Annotated in this window: 14 protein-coding genes; 7 read left to right on the top strand and 7 right to left on the bottom strand. The window is 65.2% G+C overall.

Annotated elements, in window-relative coordinates; genetic code table 11:
* The first annotated feature begins 1 nt into the window (after position 1).
* The 5 genes from K0B96_RS14805 to K0B96_RS14785 are packed head-to-tail and all read left to right on the top strand — an operon-like array spanning position 2 to position 9,140.
* On the top strand, positions 2-2,014 hold the full coding sequence (locus K0B96_RS14805; RefSeq protein WP_220161657.1) for a DUF4838 domain-containing protein: 2,013 nt from the start codon (positions 2-4) through the stop codon (positions 2,012-2,014).
* Positions 2,015-2,067: 53 nt separating this feature from the next.
* Complete coding sequence (locus tag K0B96_RS14800; protein ID WP_220161656.1) at positions 2,068-3,993, top strand: DUF4838 domain-containing protein; 1,926 nt, start codon at positions 2,068-2,070, stop codon at positions 3,991-3,993.
* 8 nt (positions 3,994-4,001) lie between these two features.
* A complete protein-coding gene (locus K0B96_RS14795) occupies positions 4,002-5,582 on the top strand; it encodes a pectate lyase (protein WP_220161655.1) in 1,581 nt (526 codons plus the stop codon).
* Positions 5,524-7,122, top strand: a complete 1,599-nt coding sequence (locus K0B96_RS14790) for a sulfatase family protein (RefSeq protein ID WP_220161654.1) — start codon at positions 5,524-5,526, stop codon at positions 7,120-7,122. Before K0B96_RS14795 ends, K0B96_RS14790 begins: the two co-directional genes overlap by 59 nt.
* Before the next feature lie 14 nt (positions 7,123-7,136).
* Positions 7,137-9,140 carry a DUF4838 domain-containing protein gene (locus tag K0B96_RS14785; protein ID WP_220161653.1) on the top strand — a complete coding sequence of 668 codons (2,004 nt, stop codon included), beginning with the start codon at positions 7,137-7,139 and terminating at the stop codon, positions 9,138-9,140.
* An 85-nt stretch (positions 9,141-9,225) separates the two neighbouring features.
* On the opposite strand, the gene K0B96_RS17460 is transcribed toward K0B96_RS14785, so the two are convergent.
* Positions 9,226-9,351 (bottom strand): hypothetical protein, encoded by a 126-nt coding sequence (locus K0B96_RS17460; protein WP_255558712.1) that lies wholly within the window; start codon positions 9,349-9,351, stop codon positions 9,226-9,228.
* 25 nt (positions 9,352-9,376) lie between these two features.
* On the opposite strand from K0B96_RS17460, the gene K0B96_RS14780 reads away from it, so the two are divergent.
* Positions 9,377-10,759 (top strand): alkaline phosphatase D family protein, encoded by a 1,383-nt coding sequence (locus K0B96_RS14780; RefSeq protein WP_220161652.1) that lies wholly within the window; start codon positions 9,377-9,379, stop codon positions 10,757-10,759.
* Between the two features lie 20 nt (positions 10,760-10,779).
* Positions 10,780-11,625, top strand: a complete 846-nt coding sequence (locus K0B96_RS14775; protein WP_220161651.1) for an energy transducer TonB — start codon at positions 10,780-10,782, stop codon at positions 11,623-11,625.
* A gap of 22 nt (positions 11,626-11,647) precedes the next feature.
* On the opposite strand, the gene K0B96_RS14770 is transcribed toward K0B96_RS14775, so the two are convergent.
* The 6 genes from K0B96_RS14770 to K0B96_RS14745 all read right to left on the bottom strand — a co-directional run bounded on the left by K0B96_RS14770 (position 11,648) and on the right by K0B96_RS14745 (position 21,054).
* A complete protein-coding gene (locus K0B96_RS14770; RefSeq protein WP_220161650.1) occupies positions 11,648-13,903 on the bottom strand; it encodes a multiheme c-type cytochrome in 2,256 nt (751 codons plus the stop codon).
* Between the two features lie 52 nt (positions 13,904-13,955).
* The gene (locus K0B96_RS14765) at positions 13,956-15,053 is read right to left on the bottom strand and encodes a sugar kinase (protein WP_220161649.1); all 1,098 of its coding nucleotides are present in this window, start codon (positions 15,051-15,053) and stop codon (positions 13,956-13,958) included.
* A 58-nt stretch (positions 15,054-15,111) separates the two neighbouring features.
* Entirely contained in the window at positions 15,112-16,209 is a 1,098-nt protein-coding gene (locus K0B96_RS14760; protein WP_220161648.1) for an Ldh family oxidoreductase, read from the bottom strand.
* Between the two features lie 80 nt (positions 16,210-16,289).
* Positions 16,290-17,270: a phosphoglycerate dehydrogenase gene (locus tag K0B96_RS14755; protein ID WP_220161647.1), complete on the bottom strand. Its 981-nt coding sequence runs from the start codon at positions 17,268-17,270 to the stop codon at positions 16,290-16,292.
* A gap of 32 nt (positions 17,271-17,302) precedes the next feature.
* On the bottom strand, positions 17,303-18,718 hold the full coding sequence (uxaC, locus tag K0B96_RS14750; protein ID WP_220161646.1) for a glucuronate isomerase: 1,416 nt from the start codon (positions 18,716-18,718) through the stop codon (positions 17,303-17,305).
* 152 nt (positions 18,719-18,870) lie between these two features.
* Positions 18,871-21,054 carry a TonB-dependent receptor domain-containing protein gene (locus K0B96_RS14745; RefSeq protein ID WP_220161645.1) on the bottom strand — a complete coding sequence of 728 codons (2,184 nt, stop codon included), beginning with the start codon at positions 21,052-21,054 and terminating at the stop codon, positions 18,871-18,873.
* Positions 21,055-21,108: the final 54 nt, after the last annotated feature.

Below are 21,108 nucleotides of genomic sequence, written 5' to 3'. Positions count from 1 at the left end.
CATGCGAAATGACGCTTTGCGGACAACACAGCGGCGCGAACGACGTGCGTCGCCGATCGGCGGATGGCTCCGCGCGGCCCTGGCGATCGGGGTGGGTGCGGCGGGCGTGGGCTCGTCGCGCGCGGAATGGGTGGTCGCCGACGAGGGTAAACCCGCGGCAGTGATCGTGACGCCCAATCACCCTTCGGCGGTGGTGCGTTACGCGGCGCAGGAACTCGTCTATCACCTTGAGAAGGCGACGGGCGCGACGCTGCCCGTGATCACGGAGTCAGCCGCGAAAAAGACCACCGGCGGCCGCATTTATCTCGGCGATACTGCGGCGGCGCGCGCGGCGGGGATCAATGTGAAAACGCTGGCGGCCGAAGTGTTCACGCTGCGCACGGCGGACGATGCGCTGATTATTGCGGGCAACGACAGTGCCGGTGATCCGCTCGAGAACAACACGTCGGCGGGCACGTTGTTTGGTGTTTACGAGTGGTTGCAACGCGACGTGGGCGTGCGCTGGCTGTGGCCTGGAGAGCTGGGCACCTTCGTGCCGAAGTCGGACCGGCTGGCGGTGCCGGCGGTCGATGCGACCGTGGCGCCGAGCTTCATCCAACGCCGGGTGCGGCCGGGACTGACCTTCAAGAACGAGCATCCCGCGCTCGGCTTCACGGCGAAGGCGGCAGCGGCGTATGCGAAGGACCAAACCGTTTTCCTCCGCCGCAATCGTTTGGGACAAAGCACGAAGATGACGTATGGGCACGCGTTCACCCAATGGTGGAATAACTACGGCACGGAGCATCCCGACTGGTTTCAACTGGTCGACGGCAAGCGCGGGCCGGAAAAGCCGGGTGCGCGTTTCTCCATGTGCGTCTCGAATCCGGACCTGCAGCAGCAGATCGTGGATCAGTGGGTGGCGCATGGCGGAGCGGATCGCAAGGGGCGGCTGAGCTTCGTCAACGCGGTGGAAAATGACATCCTCGGCCAGTGCGAATGTGACGAGTGTCGGGCGTGGGATGGACCTCAGCCGGCGGACAAGGACAAGTTCTACCTGCCGAATTTCAAGGTGTATGGCGCTCGCTTCGTGTCGGACCGGTATGCGCGATTTGCCCTCGCGGTGCAGCAGCGTGCGGCGAAGCACAACCCCAACGCCGTGGTGATCAGCTATGCGTATTTCAACTATTTCCAGGCGCCGACGTCGGGCGTGAAACTCAACCCGCATATCCTGATCGGACTGTGTCCGTCCGCCGGGTGGTATCCCCGGATGGACGACGAGCACGCTTGGTATAAAGCGCAATGGCAAGGGTGGCACGATACCGGGGCGCGGTTGTTTTTCCGGCCGAATTACTTCCTCGATGGCTACTGCATGCCGTTCATTTTTGCGCATCAGTTCGCCGACGATTTCCAATCCACGGTGCGCAACGGAATCATCGCGACGGACTTTGACGCGTTGACGGGACAGTGGAGCACACAGGGTCCGAACTTGTATCTGCTCATGCGGCTGCACACGGCGCCGACGGCGAATCCGGACGCGTTGCTGGCGGAATACTACTCGGGCTTTGGTCCCGCCGCGGCGGAGGTGAAGGCGTATTTCGACTACTGGGAACGCTACACAATGGACAACCGGCCGTTGATCAACGACGTGTTTGCCGATCGCGTGGCGATTCGTTGGCGCACGTGGGCGAAGGCGGCGCACCGGGTGTTTCCGCCGGACTGTTTTGCGCCGGGCGAGGCGTTGCTGGCCAAAGCGGCCGCCGCGGCGGCGGGCGATGCGGAGGCGCGCGCGCGCGTGACGTTTCTCCAGGACGGACTCGAGCACGCGAAGCTGAGCGCGCGGGCGGCGGCGTTGCTGACGACGGCCGAACCGGCATCGACGCCCGAACGCGGGCAGAAGGCGCTCGAAGCGCTGCTCGCGTTTCGCCGTGCGCACGAGATGGAGTGGATCGGTAACTTCAATCACGACGCCTGGGTGGAAGATCCGAGCTGGAAGCTCTCGCGGGAAACCAAGCAGGAACCGGAGTATTATCCGTGAGCACGGGCGCCAAGAGGGCCGGCTGGTTTTCGCGGACGTCGCGCTGGGCCCTTATGGGGCTCGTGGCGCTGGCGTGGTGCGGGGCGGCCTTTGGGCGGCCGCTGACGGTGGTGAAAGCGGGAGAACCGCCGGCACTCGTGGTGCTCCCGGCGCAACCGAATGAAGTGAGCCGCTACGCCGCCGAGGAGCTGGTGTATCATATCCGGCGCGCGACAGGTGTCACGTTAACCGTGGTCCGCGAAGGCCGGGAAATGCCGGCGGGAGGCGCACGGCTCTACGTGGGCGACACGCAGGCGGCGCGCGGCGCGGGAATTGACGTGCAGCAACTGGCGCGCGAAGCATTTGCCTTCCGCGCAGTGGCCGACGGGTTTGTGATCGCGGGCTCCGACGAAGGCGGCGAGGCGCTCGATGTGAGCGTAGCGGCGGGCACTTTGTTTGGCGTTTACGAGTGGCTGGAGGAGGTCGTGCAGGTGCGCTGGCTCTGGCCGGGCGAACTGGGCACGTTCGTGCCGATTCATGCCACCGTGGTTGCCGATGTGCCCGACGCGATCCGCGCGCCGCACTTCGTGCAACGGCAAGTGCGTGGCGGCCTGACGTTCAAGAGCGAACACCCGACGATGGGCTTTTCGCCCGGCGCGTTGGAAGATTATGCGCACGCGCAGGCCGTGTATCTGCGCCGGCACCGGATGGGGCGCGCGAAGAACCTGACTTATCGGCATGCCTTCACCGATTGGTGGGAGAAATACGGAGCCGAGCACCCGGAGTGGTTTCAGTTGGTGAACGGCAAGCGCGGGCCGACGGCTCCGGGCCGGAGTTACTCCATGTGTGTTTCGAATCCGGAGTTTCAGCACAAGATCGTCGAATTGTGGCGGGAGCGCAGAGCGAAGGATGGCTCCGCCGCGTCGCACTATCTCAACGCCGTCGAGAACGGCATCATGGGCCTGTGCGAGTGCGATAATTGCCGAGCGCTCGACGGACCGCAGCCTGATGACTTTCTCGATTACTACGCCCGCACGTCGAAAATGATGGGTTCGCATTGCGTGACGGATCGCTACGCGAAGTTCTGGCTGGCGGTGCAGGCGGAGGCGCGCAAGACCGACCCGGACGTCACACTCGTCGTCTATAACTACTTCAATTATTATTATTTTCCGTCCGCGGCGATCACGTTGAACGACCATATTCTGGTCGGATCGTATCCGTCGTCCGGCTGGTATCCGCGCTCGCCGGAGGAGAACGAATGGTTTCGCCGTCAATGGCAGGGCTGGGCGCGCACGGGCGCGAAGCTGTTTTCGCGCGGCAACTACTGTCTCGACGGGTATAACATGCCTTACGTGTATGCGCATCAGTTCGCCGACGAATTCAAGTTCCAGGTGAGCACAGGAATGGTCGCGACGGACTACGATGCCCTCACGGGACAGTGGAGCACGCAGGGGCCGAACATCTACTTGCTGATGCGGCTGCAGACCCGACCGGACGAAGATGCGGACCGCCTGCTGGAGGAGTATTACGGGGCGTTTGGCGCGGCGGCGGCGGAGGTGCGGGCTTATTTCAACTATTGGGAAGCGTATGTGGTGACGCAGCGCGAGCACACGAGTGCCGTGTTCGACGACATGAAGGCTTCGCGTTGGCGCTCGTGGGCGAAGGTGGCGCACGAGGTATTTCCCGCGGCCTCCTTCACGCCGGCGGAAAGATTGCTCGCGGCGGCCGCGGCGGCAGTGAAGGACGACGCGGAAGCGGCGCAGCGCGTGGAATTTTTAAGGCTGGGGCTGGTGCAGGCGAAACTTTGCTCACGGGTGGCGGGATTGCTCACGCTCGCGGATCCGCACGCGACGCCGGAACGCGGCGCTGCGGCATTGGCCGAGCTGGCGGCGTTTCGCCACGCGCACGAGCGCGAATGGATCGGCAACTTCAATCACTCCGCGTGGATCGAGGATGCGAGTTGGGTGTGGCCGGCCGCGAAGAGCAACCAATCGAACTGATGACTTTTATGATGAAACACGAAACGAATGACGGAAAAGAAGCGCACGACAGCGTGCCGACCGCGCGCCGGTGGCGAGCAGCGGCGTTAGTGGGAATGGGTCTGGCCGCGGTGTTGCCGGCCGCCTTGTCGGCGGCCGAGGCGCCGCGGGATTTGCGCAGCGAAGCGACGGCGGCGCTCAAGCGCGCGGCGACGTTCTATCGCACGCAAGTCGCCTCGCACGGCGGCTACGCGTATTTCTACACCCCGGACTTGAGCGAGCGCTGGGGTGAAGGCGTGGGCACGCGTGATCAGGTTTGGGTGGAGCCGCCGGGCACTCCGGCGGTCGGGCGCGCCTACTTGGAGGCTTACGCCGCGACGCACGACCCGTTCTATCTGGAGGCGGCGACGGAGACTGGCCAGGCATTGGTCTATGGTCAGTTGAAGTCGGGCGGATGGCGGCAAACGATCGACTTCAACCCGAAGGGCGACCGCAGCGGCGACTATCGGAACGGCCGGGGCCATGGGATGAACTACTCGTCGCTCGACGACGATCAAACGCAGGCCGCGATCCAATTCATGGTGCGGCTGGACCAGGCGCTGGACTTCAAGAACGAGAAGATCCACGAGGTGACCCTGTTCGCGTTGAACAGCCTGTTGCAGGCGCAGTTTCCCAACGGTGGATTTCCGCAAGGTTGGAAGGAGCCGGCGCCGAACAAGCCCATCATCAAGGCGCACTACCCGAAGGAGTGGCCGCGCCTTTGGCCGCACGAGGCGTATCACACCTACTACACGTTGAACGACGGCTTGGTGGGCACGGTCTCGGATGCGCTGCTGCTTGCCTACGAGACCTACCACGACGAGCGCTACAAGCAGGCGCTCGCGCGGTTGGGAGACTTTTTGATTTTGGCGCAAATGCCCGAGCCGCAACCGGCGTGGTGCCAGCAATACAATTTCAACATGGAGCCCACGTGGGCGCGGAAGTTTGAGCCCCCGGCCGTATGCGGCCTGGAGTCGGAAGACGCCGTGAAGACCTTGATGAAGATCTATCGGGTCACCGGGGACCGGAAGTATCTGGCGCCGTTGCCGCGCGCGATTGCCTATCTGCAAACGTGCCTCCTGCCGGACGGCCGCATGCCGCGCTACCGCGAACTCGAGACCAACCGGCCGCTCTACATGAACCGCAAACCGGGCGTGAGCGGCTCGTCGAACGCTCCCGGCTACTACGACCTGACCTACAGCGACAAAGACCTGCCAAAGCACTACGGGTGGAAACAACCGTCGAGCATCAATGAACTCGCAGCGGAGTTTGCGGCCATCGATCAACCGGGCGCCGCCAAAGTGGTCGACGGCCAGACGTTCACGGAAGCGGGCAAACTGATCGCGGTCGCCCGCGTAGCCGGCCAGGAAGCGACGGCGGAGGAGTTGGCGCCGGACGTGCAACGGATCATCGCGGCGCTCGACGACCAGGGGCGCTGGATCACGACGCACGACGGCTCAAAATTGGTGGGCCAGCCGAATTTCAAGAAGGGCTTCCGCTACATTGGCAGCAATGTCTTCAACCATCATGTCGAACAACTCAGCGCGTATATTGCCGCGACCGCAAAATAGACCGGCCGTCGCCCTAGGGTGGCGGGGGGCGGTGCTCGGAGCGGCGCTGCTGGCAGGCTGCGGTGCGGCGGCGGAACCCGCGGCGACGGCCGCGGCGCCCGCTCGCCCGAACATCGTGATGATCGTGGCGGACGATCACGGCACCGATGGGCTGGGATGCTACGGCAATCCGGTGGTGCGCACGCCGAATCTCGACGCACTCGCGGCGGACGGCACGCGCTTCACCGCGGCGTTTTGCACGACGGCCAGTTGCAGTCCGTCGCGCGCGACGATTCTCAGCGGGCTGCAGAGTCACCATAACGGCATGTATGGCTTGCAGCACGACGAGCATCACTTTCAGAGCTTCGACAGTGTCCGCAGTTTGTCGGTGATCCTGGCGGAAGCCGGTTACCGCACGGCGCGCATCGGGAAGTATCACATCGCGCCAGAGAAGGTGTTCGCGTTTCAAACCGTGCTCTCGGAAGGGCACGCGAACGATCCGAAGACGATCGGGCGCAGCCCGGTGGAGATGGCGGAAATGTCGCGCGGCGTGATCGAGGCGAAGGACGACCGGCCGTTCTTTCTCTATTACGCGACCGACGATCCGCATCGCTCGAACGCGTTTCGTCCGGACGGGAAGCCGACTTTCAAGACGTATCCGAATCCCAACAGCTTCGGCAATCGGCCGCAGGGTTATCCGGGCGTGACGCCCGTCGCGTTTCGTCCGGAGGACGTGGTCGTGCCGTCGTATTTGCCCGACAACGAAGCCACGCGCCTTGAACTGGCCCAGTATTACCAGTCGATTGCGCGCCTGGACCAGGGCGTCGGCAAACTGATCGGCGTGCTGAAGGCCGCGGGGAAGTACGAGAACACGTTGATTCTGTACCTTTCGGACAACGGGCCGGCGTTTCCTGGCTCGAAGACGACGCTCTACGAACCCGGGATGCGCCTGCCGTTGCTGGTGCGGGCACCGGGCCGACAACACCCGGGAGCGCTGCAGTCGGCGATGGTCTCGTGGGCGGACCTGACGCCGACGGTGCTGGACGTCGCGGGCGTGGCCTACGACGAGAAGCAGTTCGACGGCCGATCGTTTCGCGCGGGCTTGGATGGTGGCGCATTGGCGGGATGGGACCGGGTCTTTGCTTCGCACACGTTTCATCAAATCACGATGTATTACCCGATGCGCGTCATCCGGACGCCGCGCTACAAATTGATTCACAACCTCGCGCATGAGCTCACGTTTCCGCTCGCGCGGGATCTGGTCGAGTCGTCGACGTGGATCAGCGCGGTGCTGGCGCCGAAACAGGTGCGTGGGCCGGACACGGAGGAGAAAACGCCCACGTGGCTGCCGAGCGCCGAGAGCGAGCGGCGGATGTTTGGCCAACGCACGGTCGCCGCGTTTCTGCATCGGCCCGAATACGAGCTTTACGATCTGGAGCAGGATCCGGACGAGGTGAACAACCTCACCGACGATCCCGGTCACGCGGCCGTGAAGCAGCAGCTCATGGCTGAACTCACGGCCTTTCAGCGGCGGACCAGGGATCCGTGGGAAAATCCGTGATGCGCGCACCGCTGATGAAGGTTCTGTCCGCGCTCGCGCTCCTGGCTATCGTCGGCGCCGCGCGCGGCGGTTCGGGAGAAGCCGCGATGGCTCTTGCGCGGATGGATGACCGCCCGGAGGCAGCACCCGCCGCAGCGGTGACGATCGTCACTGCTGCTGGATGTCCGGAAGCGGTGCGTTACGCAGCGCAGGAGCTCGCCTATCACCTGGAAAAAGCGACCGGCCACCGGCCGCCGGTGGTGGATGAAGCGCAAGCGCGCGGACTCGCCGCGAGGCTGATTTTTCTGGGAGATACGGCGGCGGCGCGAGCGGCGGCGATCGAAGGTCGGAAACTGGCGGTGGAAACTTTCACGGTGCGCAGCACGGCGGCGGGTTTGATCATCGCGGGCCGCGATGCGCCGGGTGATCCGCTCGATTTGAGCACATCGGCCGGCACGCTGTTTGGTGTTTATGAATGGCTGGAGCGCACCCAAGGCGTGCGCTGGCTGTGGCCGGGCGAACTTGGCACGTATGTGCCGCGCGCCGAGCGGATCGAGTTTGGTCGGATGGATGTGACCATGGCGCCGCGATTCTTTCAGCGTCACGTGCGGCCGGGACTCAACTTCGCGAAGGATCTCGACCACCCCGAGCTCGGATTCACGCCGGCGGCGACGCAGGCTTACGCGCAGGAACAGCAGGTTTTTCTCCGCCGGCACCGGCTGGGGCGCAGCTATCGGATCAGTTACGGCCACGATGAGTTCAAGACGTGGTGGCAAAAATACGGCGCCACGCATCCCGAGTGGTTTCAATTGGTGAATGGCAAACGCGGACCGGCGACGCCGGGGGCGCGTTTCTCGATGTGCGTCTCGAACCCCGGTCTGCACCGCGAAATTGTCGCCCAGTGGAAGAAGCGCGGCGGAGCGGCGGCGGGGACCCTGCCGAGCTTCATCAACGCAGTGGACAACGATATTCTCGGCCTGTGCGAATGCGACGCCTGCCGGGCCTGGGACGGGCCGCCGCCGCCGGACAAGGACAAGTATTACCTGCCGAAATTCAAAATGCACGGGGCGCGTTTTGTGACGGACCGCTATGCGCGTTTCGTGCTGGCGGTGCAGCAGCTCGCGGCAAAGGAAAATCCGGACGTCACCGCGATCGGCTATGCGTATTTCAATTATTTCCAGCCGCCGACGTCGGGCGTACAGCTCAATTCGCACATCCTGATCGCTTTCAGTCCGTCGGCGGGGTGGTATCCGCGATTCGACGATGAGCATGCCTGGTATAAGGCGCAATGGGACGGCTGGAGCCGCACGGGCGCGCGGCTGTTTTTCCGCCCCGACTACTTTCTCGACGGCTACGACATGCCCTTCATTTTCGCGCATCAGTTCGCCGATGATTTTCAGCACGCCGTGCGCCATGGTTGCGTTGCCACGGACTTCGATTCGCTCACGGGCCAGTGGGCGGTGCAAGGGCCGACCCTCTACCTGTTGATGCGTCTGCACACGGAGCCGGACGCTCCAGTCGATGAACTGCTCGCAGAATACTACGGCGGCTTTGGTCCGGCGGCCCGGCAGGTGCAGGCGTATTTCGATTACTGGGAGCGTTACACGATGGACAACCGTCCGCTGATCTTCAGCGCGTTTGAAGATCGCGAAGCCATGCGCTGGCGCACGTGGGCGAAAGTGCCGCACCGGATTTTTCCCGACGAGTGCTTCGGTCCGGCGGAGGCGTTGCTGGACGAGGCGGCGCAGGCGGCGCGAGGCGACCGGGAGGCGGTCGCACGCGTGCAGTTCCTGCGCGACGGATTGACGCAGGCGCAGCTCAGCGTGCAGGCGGCGCGGTTGCTGACGCTCTCCGATCCAGAGTCGACGCCGGATCGCGGCCGCGAGGCGGTGGCGGCGTTGATCCGCTTCCGCCGCGCGCATGAACGCGAGTGGATCGGCAATTTCGATCACAGTGCGTGGGTGGAGGACAAGAGCTGGCGGTTCGCGCCCGAAACGACGAAAACGCAGCCCGCGGCGCCGCTGACCGTGACAGATTAAATTCACCCGAGAGGACACGCATGCAGAGCCATCCAACACCGTCACGAGCCATCCGGAACCCGACCTCACCCGTGAGGGGGATGCGTCATTTTTGGCGCATCGCGCTGGCCGCAAGTGCGCTGTGCGCATTGACGGCGAGAACAGCGGCGGAAGGCGAGGCGGACCCAGTCAAGGCACCGACCAGCGAGCCGGCGACAGCGGCGGTGTTCATGGCAGACGGTTTGAAAATTGGCGAAGTGTCCACGGATTCCGCGATCATCTGGACGCGGCTGACGCGCAACGCGGAACGGGTGATGAACGGCGTGGCATTTCGTACGCGTGCCGAGATCGAGAAGGACAACGCGCCTCCGAAAAACGAAACGTATGAAGAGCGGGCGTTGCGGATCAGCGCGCCGATTCCTGAAAACCTGCAACTCGCGGGCCACGCGCTCGCGGAGATGGACGGAGCAGTGCCCGGCGCCGAAGGGGAAGTGCGAATCGTCTATTGGGCGGAGGGCGACAAGGCGGAGACCGCTCTGGCCTGGGCGGCCATCAGTGCCGATCGGGACTTCTCCCACCAATTCGCGCTGCATGGCTTGCGCGCAAACTGCCGGTATCGGTTTCGGGCCGAAGGGCGGGCATCCGCGGCGGGCCCGACCTGCGCGCAGGAAGGCAGTTTTCGCACGGCGCCCGCGAAAGAGGCGGTTGAGCCGGTGACGTTCACCGTGGTGACGGGACAAGATTACGCGCGGCGCGATGATCCACTCAACGGGCACAAGACCTACCGGTTGATGGCGGAGTTGCACCCGAACTTTTTCGTGCACACGGGCGACTGTGAGTATTACGACAAGCCGACGCCGCTGGCGACGACGCCGGCGTTGGCGCGATTCAAGTGGGACCGCATGTATGCGATGCCGTATATCCGCGCGTTTCATCTCCACGTGCCGAGCTACTTCATGAAGGATGACCATGACACGTTGAAGGACGACGCGTGGCCGGGGCAGACCTACGGCGAACTGACGTTTGCGGACGGAGTGAGAATTTTCCGCGAGGAAGTGCCCATGGGCGAAAAGACCTACCGGACCGCCCGGTGGGGCAAGGATCTGCAAGTGTGGATGATGGAGGGCCGGGAGTTTCGGTCGCCGAATACGGCGCCTGATGGTCCGGACAAAACAATTTGGGGGCCGGAACAGAAAGCGTGGTTTTTCCGGACCGTGCAGGAGTCGGATGCCACGTTTCGCATCCTGATTGCGCCGACGCCGGTCGTGGGACCGGACCGCGAAGCGAAGGGCGACAATCACGCCAATGCGGCCTTCGCGCACGAAGGCGCGGAGTTACGGGCGTTTCTCGCCGCGCAGAAGAACATGGTCGTGATCGCGGGGGACCGGCACTGGCAATACGTCTCGGCGGATCCGGCGACTGGGCTGCGCGAGTATTCGACCGGCCCTACGTCGGACGCGCATGCAGGCGGCTACAGCCTCGCGGACCGCACGCCGATGCATCGCTTTTTGCGCATTAAAGGCGGCTTCCTGCACGTCACCATCGAACGCGTGGACGGCCAGCCGCGCGCTGTTTTTCGTCATTACGGAACCGACGGTAAAGTTTACAACGAAGATGTGGTAACCGCCGAAGCGCGTTAATAACCTTCAACCCTTTCCCCATGAAACGTCTGCTCCTCCTTTCCTTTTCTCTCCTTACTCTCCACGCCGGCCGGGCGCAGGAGATCGTCGTGGCGAAGGAAGGTTTCGCGACGAACCCGGTGGTCGCCGTGAAGCAGGATGACACGCCGATTGTCGCAGTGAAAGGCGGCAAGGCGCGGGCGGCGGTCGCGAAGGCGAAGCTCATGACCAGGCCCGCCAGCACGTTTCACGACGCGTTTTTCACGGTGAAGCCCTACAAGATCCAAGCAGCGGCGGAAGAAGGGCAGTTGCTGATCACGGGGACGGTCGTGCCTGACCGGGCGATTCCCCGCAGCTTCGTGGCGGTCGAGGTGAAGGAGACGGATGGGACGACGAAATACGTCCGCGTGGCGGCGTTGCCGGACAACCTCAGTCCGACGAAGCCGGGCGCATTCGCGATTCAGGTGGCGGGAAAGAACGCGAAGAAATCGAAGCTCCGCCCGGACGTGCATTTTTTCGCGGGGGCGTTCGAGGTGATCAATTCGACCATGACACCTGACGCGATCAAGAAGGCCAAGGAAACGCGCGATGCCTTCACGTTGAAGCGCACGCCAGCGCGCGATCTGGTCCCGGTTTACGCGGAAGCGCCCATCTATCCTGCATCGCTGCGCGCTTCGGGCGAGGCCGGCTCCGCCAAAGTGTTGTGCCATGTCGACCGGGAAGGCGTGGTTACGGACGCGAAAGTGCAGGAGGCGAGTGCTCCGGAATTTGGACAGGCGGCCGCGGAGGCGCTCCGGGGCTGGCTGTTTGCTCCGGCGATCAAAGACGGTCAATTCGTCGAACTCGACGTGCTGATCCCGATCGAATTTGCGCCCGTGAAGAAGTGACGGTGACGGCGCCCGCGGCGGGCTAACGCGAAGCGCCGAGGGCGCGCAGCAGGGCGGCGGCCGCGGAGTGGCCGGGTTGCAGCGTGAGGGTCGTTTCCGCCTCCGCCCGCGCGGCTTCGCGGTCGTGGAGTTGCCAGAGCACCGTCGCCAGCGCGTAGTGGTATTCGGCGGACGCGGGCACCAACTCGGTCGCGGTCACGAGCGCCTGCGAGGCCGCGGGCAGGCGGTTCGTCTGCGCGAGGAGCAAGCCGAGGTTATACCAGGCGCGATCGAACTTGGGATCGCGGCGAACGGCTTCACGGAACGACGCCTCCGTCGCGGTCCATTCCGAGGCGGCGGCGTGCGCGAGGCCGGCTTGGAAGGCGAGGGTGGCATCGGCGGGGGCGAGCGCGGCGGCGCGATCGAATTGCGCGGCGGCCGCGGCGTTGTCACCGGCGTCGGCCAGGGCGAGCGCGAGCGTGCGGCGAAGCGCGGGCGAAAAGGCATCCCATTCGACGGCGCGTTGCAGGTGCGCGAGACCGTCGGCCTTGAGGCCGCGGCGGAGAAGATCCTGCCCGACGCGCGCCTGTCCGGCGGGTTGATCAAGGCTCAGCGCGAGATAGGCATCGAGTTCGCGACGCTCGGGCGAGTCGGGCGCGAGCTCGGGCGAGAGCGCTTCTTCCGCATCGAGCCGCACGAGACGGACCGGATCGTGCAACTGCGGTTGCAACATGCGGCGGGCGGTGTCGTCGGCGGACGAGACCTGCACGGCGGCGGAACGCACGTCCGGATCGTCGTCGGTCAATGCAGTGTGCGCGGCCGCCAGGACAGCCGGTGCGTGCGGGGCGACGTTGCCCGCGAGCAGCAGAAGGGTGGCGCGCCACGAGGGGATGGGCTCGTCCGCGAGGAGCGCGAGCAAGGGCGCGGCGGCGTTGGCGTCGCCTTGTTGCGCGGCGGCGACGGCGCGGGCGCGGTCCCGCTGGCGGCGATCAAGTTTGGCGCCATACCAACGATCCGCCGCGGCGATGGCCCAGTCGGTGGAGCGATCCGTGTGGCAACGGTTGCACGCGTTGGGGATGCCGAGCTCTTTCGTGAGCAGCGGGTCGGGCGAAAGGAAACCATGATCGCGGCGGGCGTGGCGCTGCATGTAGTTCGTGTGCGGCATGTGGCACTCGACGCACAGGTTGCCCGGGCTGCCCGTGGCGTGATGCGAATGGGCGACGGGATCGATGATTGGCGCGGTGGGCTGGAGGCCGGGACGACCGCCGCTGGCATGGCATTGGAGGCAGAGCGCGTTGGTGGCGGCGGGGAGCCGGGTCTGACCGGTGTGGGGATCGTGACAATCGAGGCACGTGACTCCGGCGTGGTGCATCTTGCTGCGCACGAAGGAGCCGTATTCGAAATCTTCGTCCTGCGTCTGGCCGTCGGGATAATAAACGCCCGGGGCGACCGGGAGGACGAGGCGATGGTGGTCGGCGAAGCGTTCGCCGGGCGTGAGGTTGCCGATGAGAAGTTCGTTGCGACTGTGGCAGGCGGCGCACGTTTCCATCATCGTGCGCGCGTCGTGATGAGGTGAATCGGAGCGAGCGCGTGGAGTGGCGGCGTGGCCGGCCATGGCGCCGTGGCATTGCACGCAGGAGACGCCCTGTTCGCTCCACGTGGTGGCGTAGGTATCGGTGGCGATGTCGTAGTTTTTGCGCAGACCGGTCATGTGGCAGTGCGCGCAACGGGAATTCCAATTCATGCCGCGGCCGGTCCAGTGGCCCCATTCGCCGGGCTGCCGGTTTTCGGCGCCGAACACGTTGAACCATTCCTTTTTCGCGGGATCGTAGGCTTGTTCGAAGGTCTGCCAGAAACCGCGTGCGAGCGGGACGATGTATTGGCGAAGCGGAGCGACGCCGAGGACCATGTCCGGGCGGTATTCGCGCGCAGGGGCGTCGCCATAGCGTTCGCGGATCACGGCGCCGTGGTCAGCCCACGCCAGAGAGTCGTGGGCGTTGCCGAGCGCGATTTCGGCCGGCGGGTCGAAGGCGGCGCGATCGAGCGCGGCGGTGACGGAGCGGTTGGCCAGGGCGTGATGCGAGTTGGACCAGGCGCGATAAATATCCTCGTGACAGGCGCGGCAATCTTGCGCGCGGAGTCCGTGCGCCGCGGCGGCCACGGCGGGCGGCGATGGCGCGGGCGATTTGGGCGCGCAGCCGCTGAACGCCGTGGCGACGATGGAGGCGAAAACGCCGGCGCCATACACCCCGAGCGCCACGAAGCCCGCCCGGCGGCGGGCGACTCGGGAGCGCAGCAAGCGGGTGGCGGGGTGCAACGACAGTCAGGCGCGCGGGCGCCGAGGCGGAAGCTTAGCGGACGACGCGGGCGCCGCCGCCCTTGATCTGTTTCTCGATTTCCTTGCGCGTGGCCATGGAGGTGTCGCCCGGCGTCGTGGATGCGAAAGCGCCGTGAGCGGCGCCGTATTCCACGGCCTTCTTCGGGTCGTTGAATTCCATGAAGCCGAACTGCACGCCGGAGGCGAACGAGTCGCCGCCGCCGACGCGGTCGAGGATTTCGAGTTCGGGATATTTGCGGCTCTCGTGAAACTGGCCGTCGTGCCAGAGGATCGCGGACCAGTCGTTCTTCGTGGCGGTGATCACGCGGCGGAGGGTGGTGGCGGCGACTTTGAAGTTGGGAAACTCCTTCACGGCGGTCTCGATCATGGCCTTGAAGGCATCGATCTCGATCGTGCTGATGTTGTGATCAACGCCTTTGACCTCGAAGCCGAGCGAGGCGGTGAAGTCCTCTTCGTTGCCAATCATCACATCGACATACTTCGCGATCTCGCGGTTGACCTCCTGGGCTTTCTTCAAGCCGCCGATGGTTTTCCAGAGCGAGGGGCGATAGTTCAAATCGTAGCTGACGATGGTGCCGTGTTTGTTGGCGGCCTTGACGGCTTCGACGGTGAGCGCGGCGGTGGTTTCGGAGAGCGCGGCGAAGATGCCGCCGGTGTGAAACCAGCGCACGCCGAGCTGGCCGAAAATGTGGTCCCAGTCGAAGTCGCCGGGCTTGAGCTGCGAGGCGGCGGTGTTGCCGCGGTCGGGCACGCCGACGGCGCCGCGGATGCCGAAGCCGCGCTCGGTGAAATTGAGGCCGTTGCGCACGGTGCGGCCGATGCCGTCGTCTTCGCGCCACTTGATGAAATCGGTGGCGACGCCGCCCTGCATGATGAAATCCTCGACGAGGTGGCCGACCTCGTTGTCGACGAAGGCGGTGCAGACGGCGGTTTTGTAGCCGAAGCATTTGCGGAGGCCGCGGGAGGTGTTGTATTCGCCGCCGCCTTCCCAGGCCTTGAACTCGCGCGCGGTGCGGATGCGGCCTTCGCCGGGATCAAGGCGCAGCATGACTTCGCCGAGGGAAAGCTGGTCAAACGCGCAGGAGGATTTCGTTTTGATGTTCAGGCTCATGACAAAAAGACAGGGACGGAGAGGGGAGGAAAAGGCGACTGAGAACGGGCCGGTGCGATCAGACGACGGTGGTGGCGAAGGCGGCGAGATCCCATTGCGGGCGGTGGCACTCGGCGGCGAGTTCGTTGAACGCTTCAACTTCGGCTTTGCTGAAGAGGAGGCCGCCGGCGGCCGCGGTGCGTTCGGCGAAGCGAGCCTCGAGTTGCCCGGGCAGCATGCAGTTTTCGTTACCGTGGCCGAGGACGTCCTGGATGACGGCTTTCACGTTGTCCTTCTGGCTGCGGCCTTTGGCGAAAGCGCCGCCGTCGATGGCGTCGGGATGGATGACTTGGAAGAAGAAACAGCACGTGCCCTTGTCGCCCTCGGCCTGGCTCCAGCGATTGCGGATGGTCGGGAGGGAGCCGCCGATGTAGCCGGCGACGATCTCGTTGATCAGGGAGAGGCCGTAGCCTTTGTGCGCGCCGAACGGGAGCAGGTATTTCGCTTTCGCAGGATCGGTGGTGGGCGCGCCGTTGGCGTCGACGGCGGCATCGAGGGGCAGCATTTTGCCTTCGCGGGCGAGTTGTTGCACGCGGCCCATCGCGACGACGGAGGTGGCCCAATCGATGACGATCGGGAAGCCGACGGCGTCGGTCGTGGGAAAGCCCCACGAGTGGGGATTGGTGCCGAGCGTGGGAAACTTGCCGCCGAACGGGACGACTTCGGCGAGCGCGGCGGTGCAGTTGGTGTAGGCGAGGTAGCCCTTGCGCGCGGCATCCATCACGTAGCCGCCGCCCCACAGATAGTGAAACGCGTTGTCGACGACGACGGTGCCGACGCCGAATTGGTCGGCGAGGCGGATGGCTTCGGCCATGGCGCGATAGGCGGTGGACTGGCCGAGCTTGCGATTCGCGTTCCAGACTTTCGTGGCGGCGAAACGCGAGGGCTTTTCTTCGATCTGGGCGCCGGGCACGCAGCCTTTCGAGCCGGAGCCGAAGAGGTGATCGAGGTGGAGCGCCTTGAGGGCGTTATGCGTGCGGATGCCGTGGCGCGTGGCCTCGGCGCAGAAGCGCGCGCCCTCGGCGGCTTCGTCGGCTTGGAAGCCGCGGTGCTGGTAAGCGGCGGCGACGAGCTCGTTGTGCTGCGTTTCGGGAACGATGTAGAAGGTCTCGGGCATGGCAGGAGCAGGAAGAAAAAGAGTTGGCGTGCGGCAATGTCACCCGGCCGCGAAACGGCGAAGGGCGGCGCGGGGAAAGCTCAGGCGAGTTTTTTGACCGGCACCTCGGGGTTGATCTGCGCGATGGGCTTTTCGCCGTTCATGGCGAGCGTGAGGTTTTTGACGGCGCAGGTCGCCTGCCGGACGACGCTTTCAAACGTGCGGGAGCCGATGTGAGGCGTGATGACGACGTTGGGCAATTTGAGCAGCGGGTAATCGGGCGGCGGCGGTTCTTCGTCGAGCACGTCGGCACCGTAACCGCGGAGCTGGCCGGACTGGAGCGCGGCGATGAGGTCGGGGGTGTGGACGATCTCGCCCCGGGCGCAATTGAGGATCACGGCGCCGGGCTTCATCTTCGCGATGGAGGCGGCGTTGATCATGTGGCGCGTTTGCGGAGTGAGATTGGTGTGGAGCGAAATGTAGTCGGCGACGGCGTAAATTTCCTCCGGCGAGGCGGCGCGTTGGACGCCGTATTGGGCGGCAAACGCGTCGTCCCAATAGTGGCCGAAGCCGATGGGGTGCATGCCGAAGGCGCGGGCGCGGATGGCGACTTCCTTGCCGATGCGGCCGAGACCGACGATGCCGATCGTCTTCTCGAAAAGCTCGTGGCCGGTTTTGCGTTTCCAGCCGCCGGCGCGGGTGGAGTCGGTGTGGAAAAGGAGGTTTTTCTCCACCGCGAGGAGGAGCAGGAACGTGTGCTCGGCGACGGTGGTATGATTCACGCCGGGCGTGAAGAGCACGGGGATGCCGAATTCGGTGGCGGACTTGATGTCGATCTTGTCGACGCCGATGCCGTATTTGCTGAGGATTTTCAGGCGCGGGCGGGCCTTTTCGAGGACGGCGCGGGTGATGGCGTCGTCGCCACAGATGTAGGCATCGATGTCACCGACGAGGGCGAGCGTATCGGCTTCGTTGAGGGGGCCGCGGGCGGTGACGATTTCGCAGCCGGTTTCGGCGAGCAGCCGGTGGTGTTCACCGGGGGTGTCTTGAAAGGAAGTGGTCGTCAGGAGAATGCGCTTCATGGGAACGAGGAGCCAAACGAGGGCGGAGAAAATTACGCGAAGTGCGAATGGAGTTCGAGGCGGAAGTAGTCGCGGGCGTTGTTGAAGCAGATGTTGCGCACCATGGCGCCAACGAGCTCGCGGTCGGCGGGAAGTTCGCCGCGCTCCATCTCGGAGCCGAGCAGGTTGCAGAGGACGCGGCGGAAATATTCGTGCCGGGTGTAGCTGAGGAAGCTGCGGGAATCGGTGAGCATGCCGACGAAGCGGCTGAGCAGGCCGTTGTTCGAGAGGGCGTTGAGCTGCCACTCCATCGCTTCTTTTTGATCGAGGAACCACCAGCCGCTGCCGAATTGCAGTTTGCCGGGGACGGAGCCGTCCTGAAAATTGCCGATCATCGTCGCGAGGAGATAATTGTCGGCGGGGTTGAGGTTGTAGACGATCAGGCGCGGCAACTCATCGGTGGAGTCGAGGGTGTCGAGGTAGCGCGCGAGCGAGGAGGCCTGCGGCCAGTCGCCGATGGAGTCGAAACCGGTGTCGGGTCCGAGGCGGGCGAGGAGGCGGGTGTTGGCGCTGCGCAGCGCACCGAGGTGGAGCTGCTTGGTCCAGCCGCGCTTCGCATCCCAGCGGCCGAAGGCCAGCATGAGGAACGACGCGAATTTCGCGTGATCGGCCGAAGAAGCGGCGCGGCCGGCGCGGGCGGCGGCGAAGATCGTTTGGGCTTCCGCGGCGGTGCAGGGCTCGGCAAACGCGTGGTTGAGGCCGTGGTCGGAGAGGCGGCAGCCATGCGCGTGAAAATCGTCGTGGCGGTGGCGAAGGGCGGCGAGAAAGTCGTCGAACGAGGCGATCGTGATCTGCGCGGCGCCGGCGAGTTTTTCGACCCACGGATTGAAGGCGGCGGGGTCGTTGACGCCGAGCGCCTTGTCGGGGCGGAAGGCGGGATAGACACGCGTGGTGAGGCCGAGCGCGGCGATCTTTTCGTGCGTTTCGAGGGAGTCGGCGGGATCGTCGGTGGTGCAGATGACGGCGACGCGATTGGCGGCGAGGATATCATGCACGCGCATCGACCGGAGTTTGGCGTTGGCCTCCTCCCAGATGCGGTCGGCGGAGTCGGCGTTGATGGTGACGTCGAGATCGAAGTAGCGCTTCAGTTCGAGATGCGACCAGTGATAGAGGGGGTTGCGGAGAACGTGCGGGACGGTGGCGCACCAGGCGTCGAATTTCTCGCGGGGCGAGGCATCGCCGGTAACGAAGCGTTCCGGGACGCCGTTGGCCCGCATCACGCGCCATTTGTAGTGATCGCCGCCGAGCCAGATTTCGGCGATGTCGGCGAAGGCGTGATTTTCGAGGATCTGCGCGGCGGGCAGATGGCAGTGGTAATCGTAGATCGGCTGACCTTCGGCGTAGGTGTGGTAGAGGTCGCGCGCGGCCGCGGTTTGGAGGAGAAAATTCTCGTTAATGAAGGAGGGCATGGGGGAACGGCGACTTTAGGAAGACGTGCGAACGGGCGACAGTCTGCGCTGGCGCTCATTGTTTAACGGAAGCGGTGGCAACCGTGTCAGCGAAGTGAAAGGCGGGCGTCGGTGGGGCAGGTGCGGGGCGCAGGCGGGGCGGCCGGGGAGCGTCAAAACAGGAGGCGGGTGGACCACGTGAGTTCGCGGCCGGCGCCGACGCGGGCGTTGCTCGCGAGGAGGTCGCGGGCGAGGGCGTTGCGCAGGCCGAGGCTGATTTCGAGCGAGCGGGGGCCGTGGCGCCAGATGCGGCCGACGCCGGCGTTGAGCAGTGCATAACCGGGGTAGTCGACCTCGAGTTGGCGTGCGTCTTCGTAGTTGGCGACGTAAGCGCCGACGTAGGACAGGGCGAGGCTGCCGGTCCAGCCGCTGCCTTTTTGCGCGGGGCGGCGGCGGAGCACGAGCGAGGCGGTTTCGCCGGGCAGGCGCGGGACGGCGCGGCCGACCTCCTGGGGCAGGTCGGGCGAATCGGTGGTGGCGGCCTGCATTTCGACGCCGCGCACGGCGAGTTGCCATTGGGGGTTGAAGTGCCAGCGGGCGTCGAGGCGGACACCGGTGTAGCGTTCGCGGCCGGCGGCGACGAGCTGCGGCTGGGTCTGGTTGGCGTCGGCGATGGGGTCGTCGTAGAGCGGATTGCGGCGGGCGATGTCGCGATTATAGAGGAGGAACGAGGAGGCGGAGTATTCGAAGCGGCCGGTCGCGAGGCGGCCGCGGAGGCCGAGTTCGTAGCCGAGGGTGGATTCGTGGGGCTGGATGAGGCCGGTGCGGCCGTCGACACGGGTGGCGGGATCGAAGCCGCTGCTGGCGGTGGCGAAAAGAAGCAGGCGGTTGCGCTGGATCTGCCAGTTCAGGCCGGAGTGAAAGCTGAGGCGTGTGGCGTGGTCTTCGAGCAGCGGGCGGGCGCTGCCGGGCTTCGCGTCGGTGACGTGGAGCGTGACGGCATCGTAGCGGGCGCCGCCGGTGAGCACCACAATGCCACGGCCGAGGGCGACGCGATCACCGAGTTCGGCGGCGCTGAAGCGGGCGCGTTCATCGCGGTCGGTGATGACGCGCGAATAGACCAACGGATCGTAGGCGGGCGCGGTGTAGTTGGGGGCGGCGGGATCGAAGGTGCGGACGTCGGCGGGTTGGGCGGCGCGGTCGGCGGTGGAGAGCGCGCGTTCAAGGCGTGACTGGCTGCCCCAGGTTTGCGCGGCGGTGAGGAGCAGTTTGTGCTCGGTCTTCGCGATGTGAAAGCGCGCGGTGAACTCGATCTGGGCGGCGAGCGTTTGGGAGGGTTGCTCGATGTGGCGTGGTTCGCGGACACCTTCAAACACGCCGCGGTCGAGAACGAGCACGGGCGAGGTGAAGCGGTCCTGATCGGTGTGCGCCCACCATGCTTCCGCGGAGGCGCGCATGGCGAAGATGCGGGAGAGCTGGCGTTCGGATTGCACGTTGAGCACGCCGGTATCGCGGCGCACGGCGGCGTGGGGGCCGTTGGAATTGAACAACGCCAGCGGGAGATAAGGGCCGGCGATCTTGGCGCCGGCGGTGGGCCGATAGCGCGGGATGCCGGGCGGCACGCGGGCGAGAAGATGAGAGAAATCGAAGGACACCATCGTGCTCGCGGCGCGGTTGTGGCGCCAGGTGAGCGCGGCGCTGAGGGAGCTGGTTTCCTGGCGGGAGAACTGCTCCGGGCCGTTGCGCAGCGTCCATTCGACGGCGACGCGTTGCCAGAGGCGTTTGGCGATGAGGGTGCCGTTGGTGCGCGCGGCGGCGCGCTGACGGTCGCGGCTGGTGGTCAGGAATTCGAGGCTTTGCTGGGCGGTGGCGCGAGGACGCCAGGTGAGGAAGTTTTGAATGCCGCCGGGGGCCGCGCGGCCGAGGACGGGAACGAGGGGGCCTTCGATGACGATCACGCGATTGATGTTCACGGCGCGCGGGAGGCCGACGCGCAGATAGCTGTTGCGCAGGCTCGGCGTGGGGAAGCCGCGGAGCTTGAGCTGCGACTGGCCCAGGGCGCGCTCGGAGGGCGAATCGGTGTCGATGGCACCGAGTTCAACCTCGGTGTCGCCGCTGATCGTGGGATCCGAGTCGAAGTCGATGCTCGTGAGTTCGTTCGAGAAAACGGGATCGCTCATCTCTTCATCCACCGCGCCCATGCCCGTCGCATCGAAGCTGTCATCGGCCGTCTCTTCGGAGACGGAAAACGCCGGCAACGTGGTGATGTCATCGCCGGCTTTCGAGGCTGCCTGGAGCAGAGGAGACGACGTCGCGAGAAGGGCAGCGCTGAGAAGGATGAGAAAACGAGAAAACATGCGGATCAGGGTGAAAAATTGATCGGTGTGACTCAGGCGAAGGAGAGGGAGGAA

The sequence above is a fragment of the Horticoccus luteus genome, from assembly GCF_019464535.1.
Taxonomy (GTDB): domain Bacteria; phylum Verrucomicrobiota; class Verrucomicrobiia; order Opitutales; family Opitutaceae; genus Horticoccus; species Horticoccus luteus.
Note: the sequence above shows the minus strand (reverse complement) of the source record. Positions and strands in the feature narration are given on the sequence as shown.

Bases quoted from the DNA above. Each gene is read 5' to 3' on its own strand.
- K0B96_RS14755 (WP_220161647.1), bottom strand. From the start codon at position 17,270: ATGAAGCGCATTCTCCTGACGACCACTTCCTTTCAAGACACCCCCGGT.
- K0B96_RS14745 (WP_220161645.1), bottom strand. From the start codon at position 21,054: ATGTTTTCTCGTTTTCTCATCCTTCTCAGCGCTGCCCTTCTCGCGACG.
- K0B96_RS14795 (WP_220161655.1), top strand. From the start codon at position 4,002: ATGATGAAACACGAAACGAATGACGGAAAAGAAGCGCACGACAGCGTG.
- K0B96_RS14800 (WP_220161656.1), top strand. From the start codon at position 2,068: ATGGGGCTCGTGGCGCTGGCGTGGTGCGGGGCGGCCTTTGGGCGGCCG.
- K0B96_RS14790 (WP_220161654.1), top strand. From the start codon at position 5,524: ATGTCTTCAACCATCATGTCGAACAACTCAGCGCGTATATTGCCGCGA.
- K0B96_RS14785 (WP_220161653.1), top strand. From the start codon at position 7,137: ATGAAGGTTCTGTCCGCGCTCGCGCTCCTGGCTATCGTCGGCGCCGCG.
- K0B96_RS14760 (WP_220161648.1), bottom strand. From the start codon at position 16,209: ATGCCCGAGACCTTCTACATCGTTCCCGAAACGCAGCACAACGAGCTC.
- K0B96_RS14765 (WP_220161649.1), bottom strand. From the start codon at position 15,053: ATGAGCCTGAACATCAAAACGAAATCCTCCTGCGCGTTTGACCAGCTT.
- K0B96_RS14775 (WP_220161651.1), top strand. From the start codon at position 10,780: ATGAAACGTCTGCTCCTCCTTTCCTTTTCTCTCCTTACTCTCCACGCC.
- K0B96_RS17460 (WP_255558712.1), bottom strand. From the start codon at position 9,351: ATGAACACCGCCGCTGTCGCCGGCTCGCTGGTCGGTGCCTTGACTGGG.
- uxaC (WP_220161646.1), bottom strand. From the start codon at position 18,718: ATGCCCTCCTTCATTAACGAGAATTTTCTCCTCCAAACCGCGGCCGCG.
- K0B96_RS14805 (WP_220161657.1), top strand. From the start codon at position 2: ATGCGAAATGACGCTTTGCGGACAACACAGCGGCGCGAACGACGTGCG.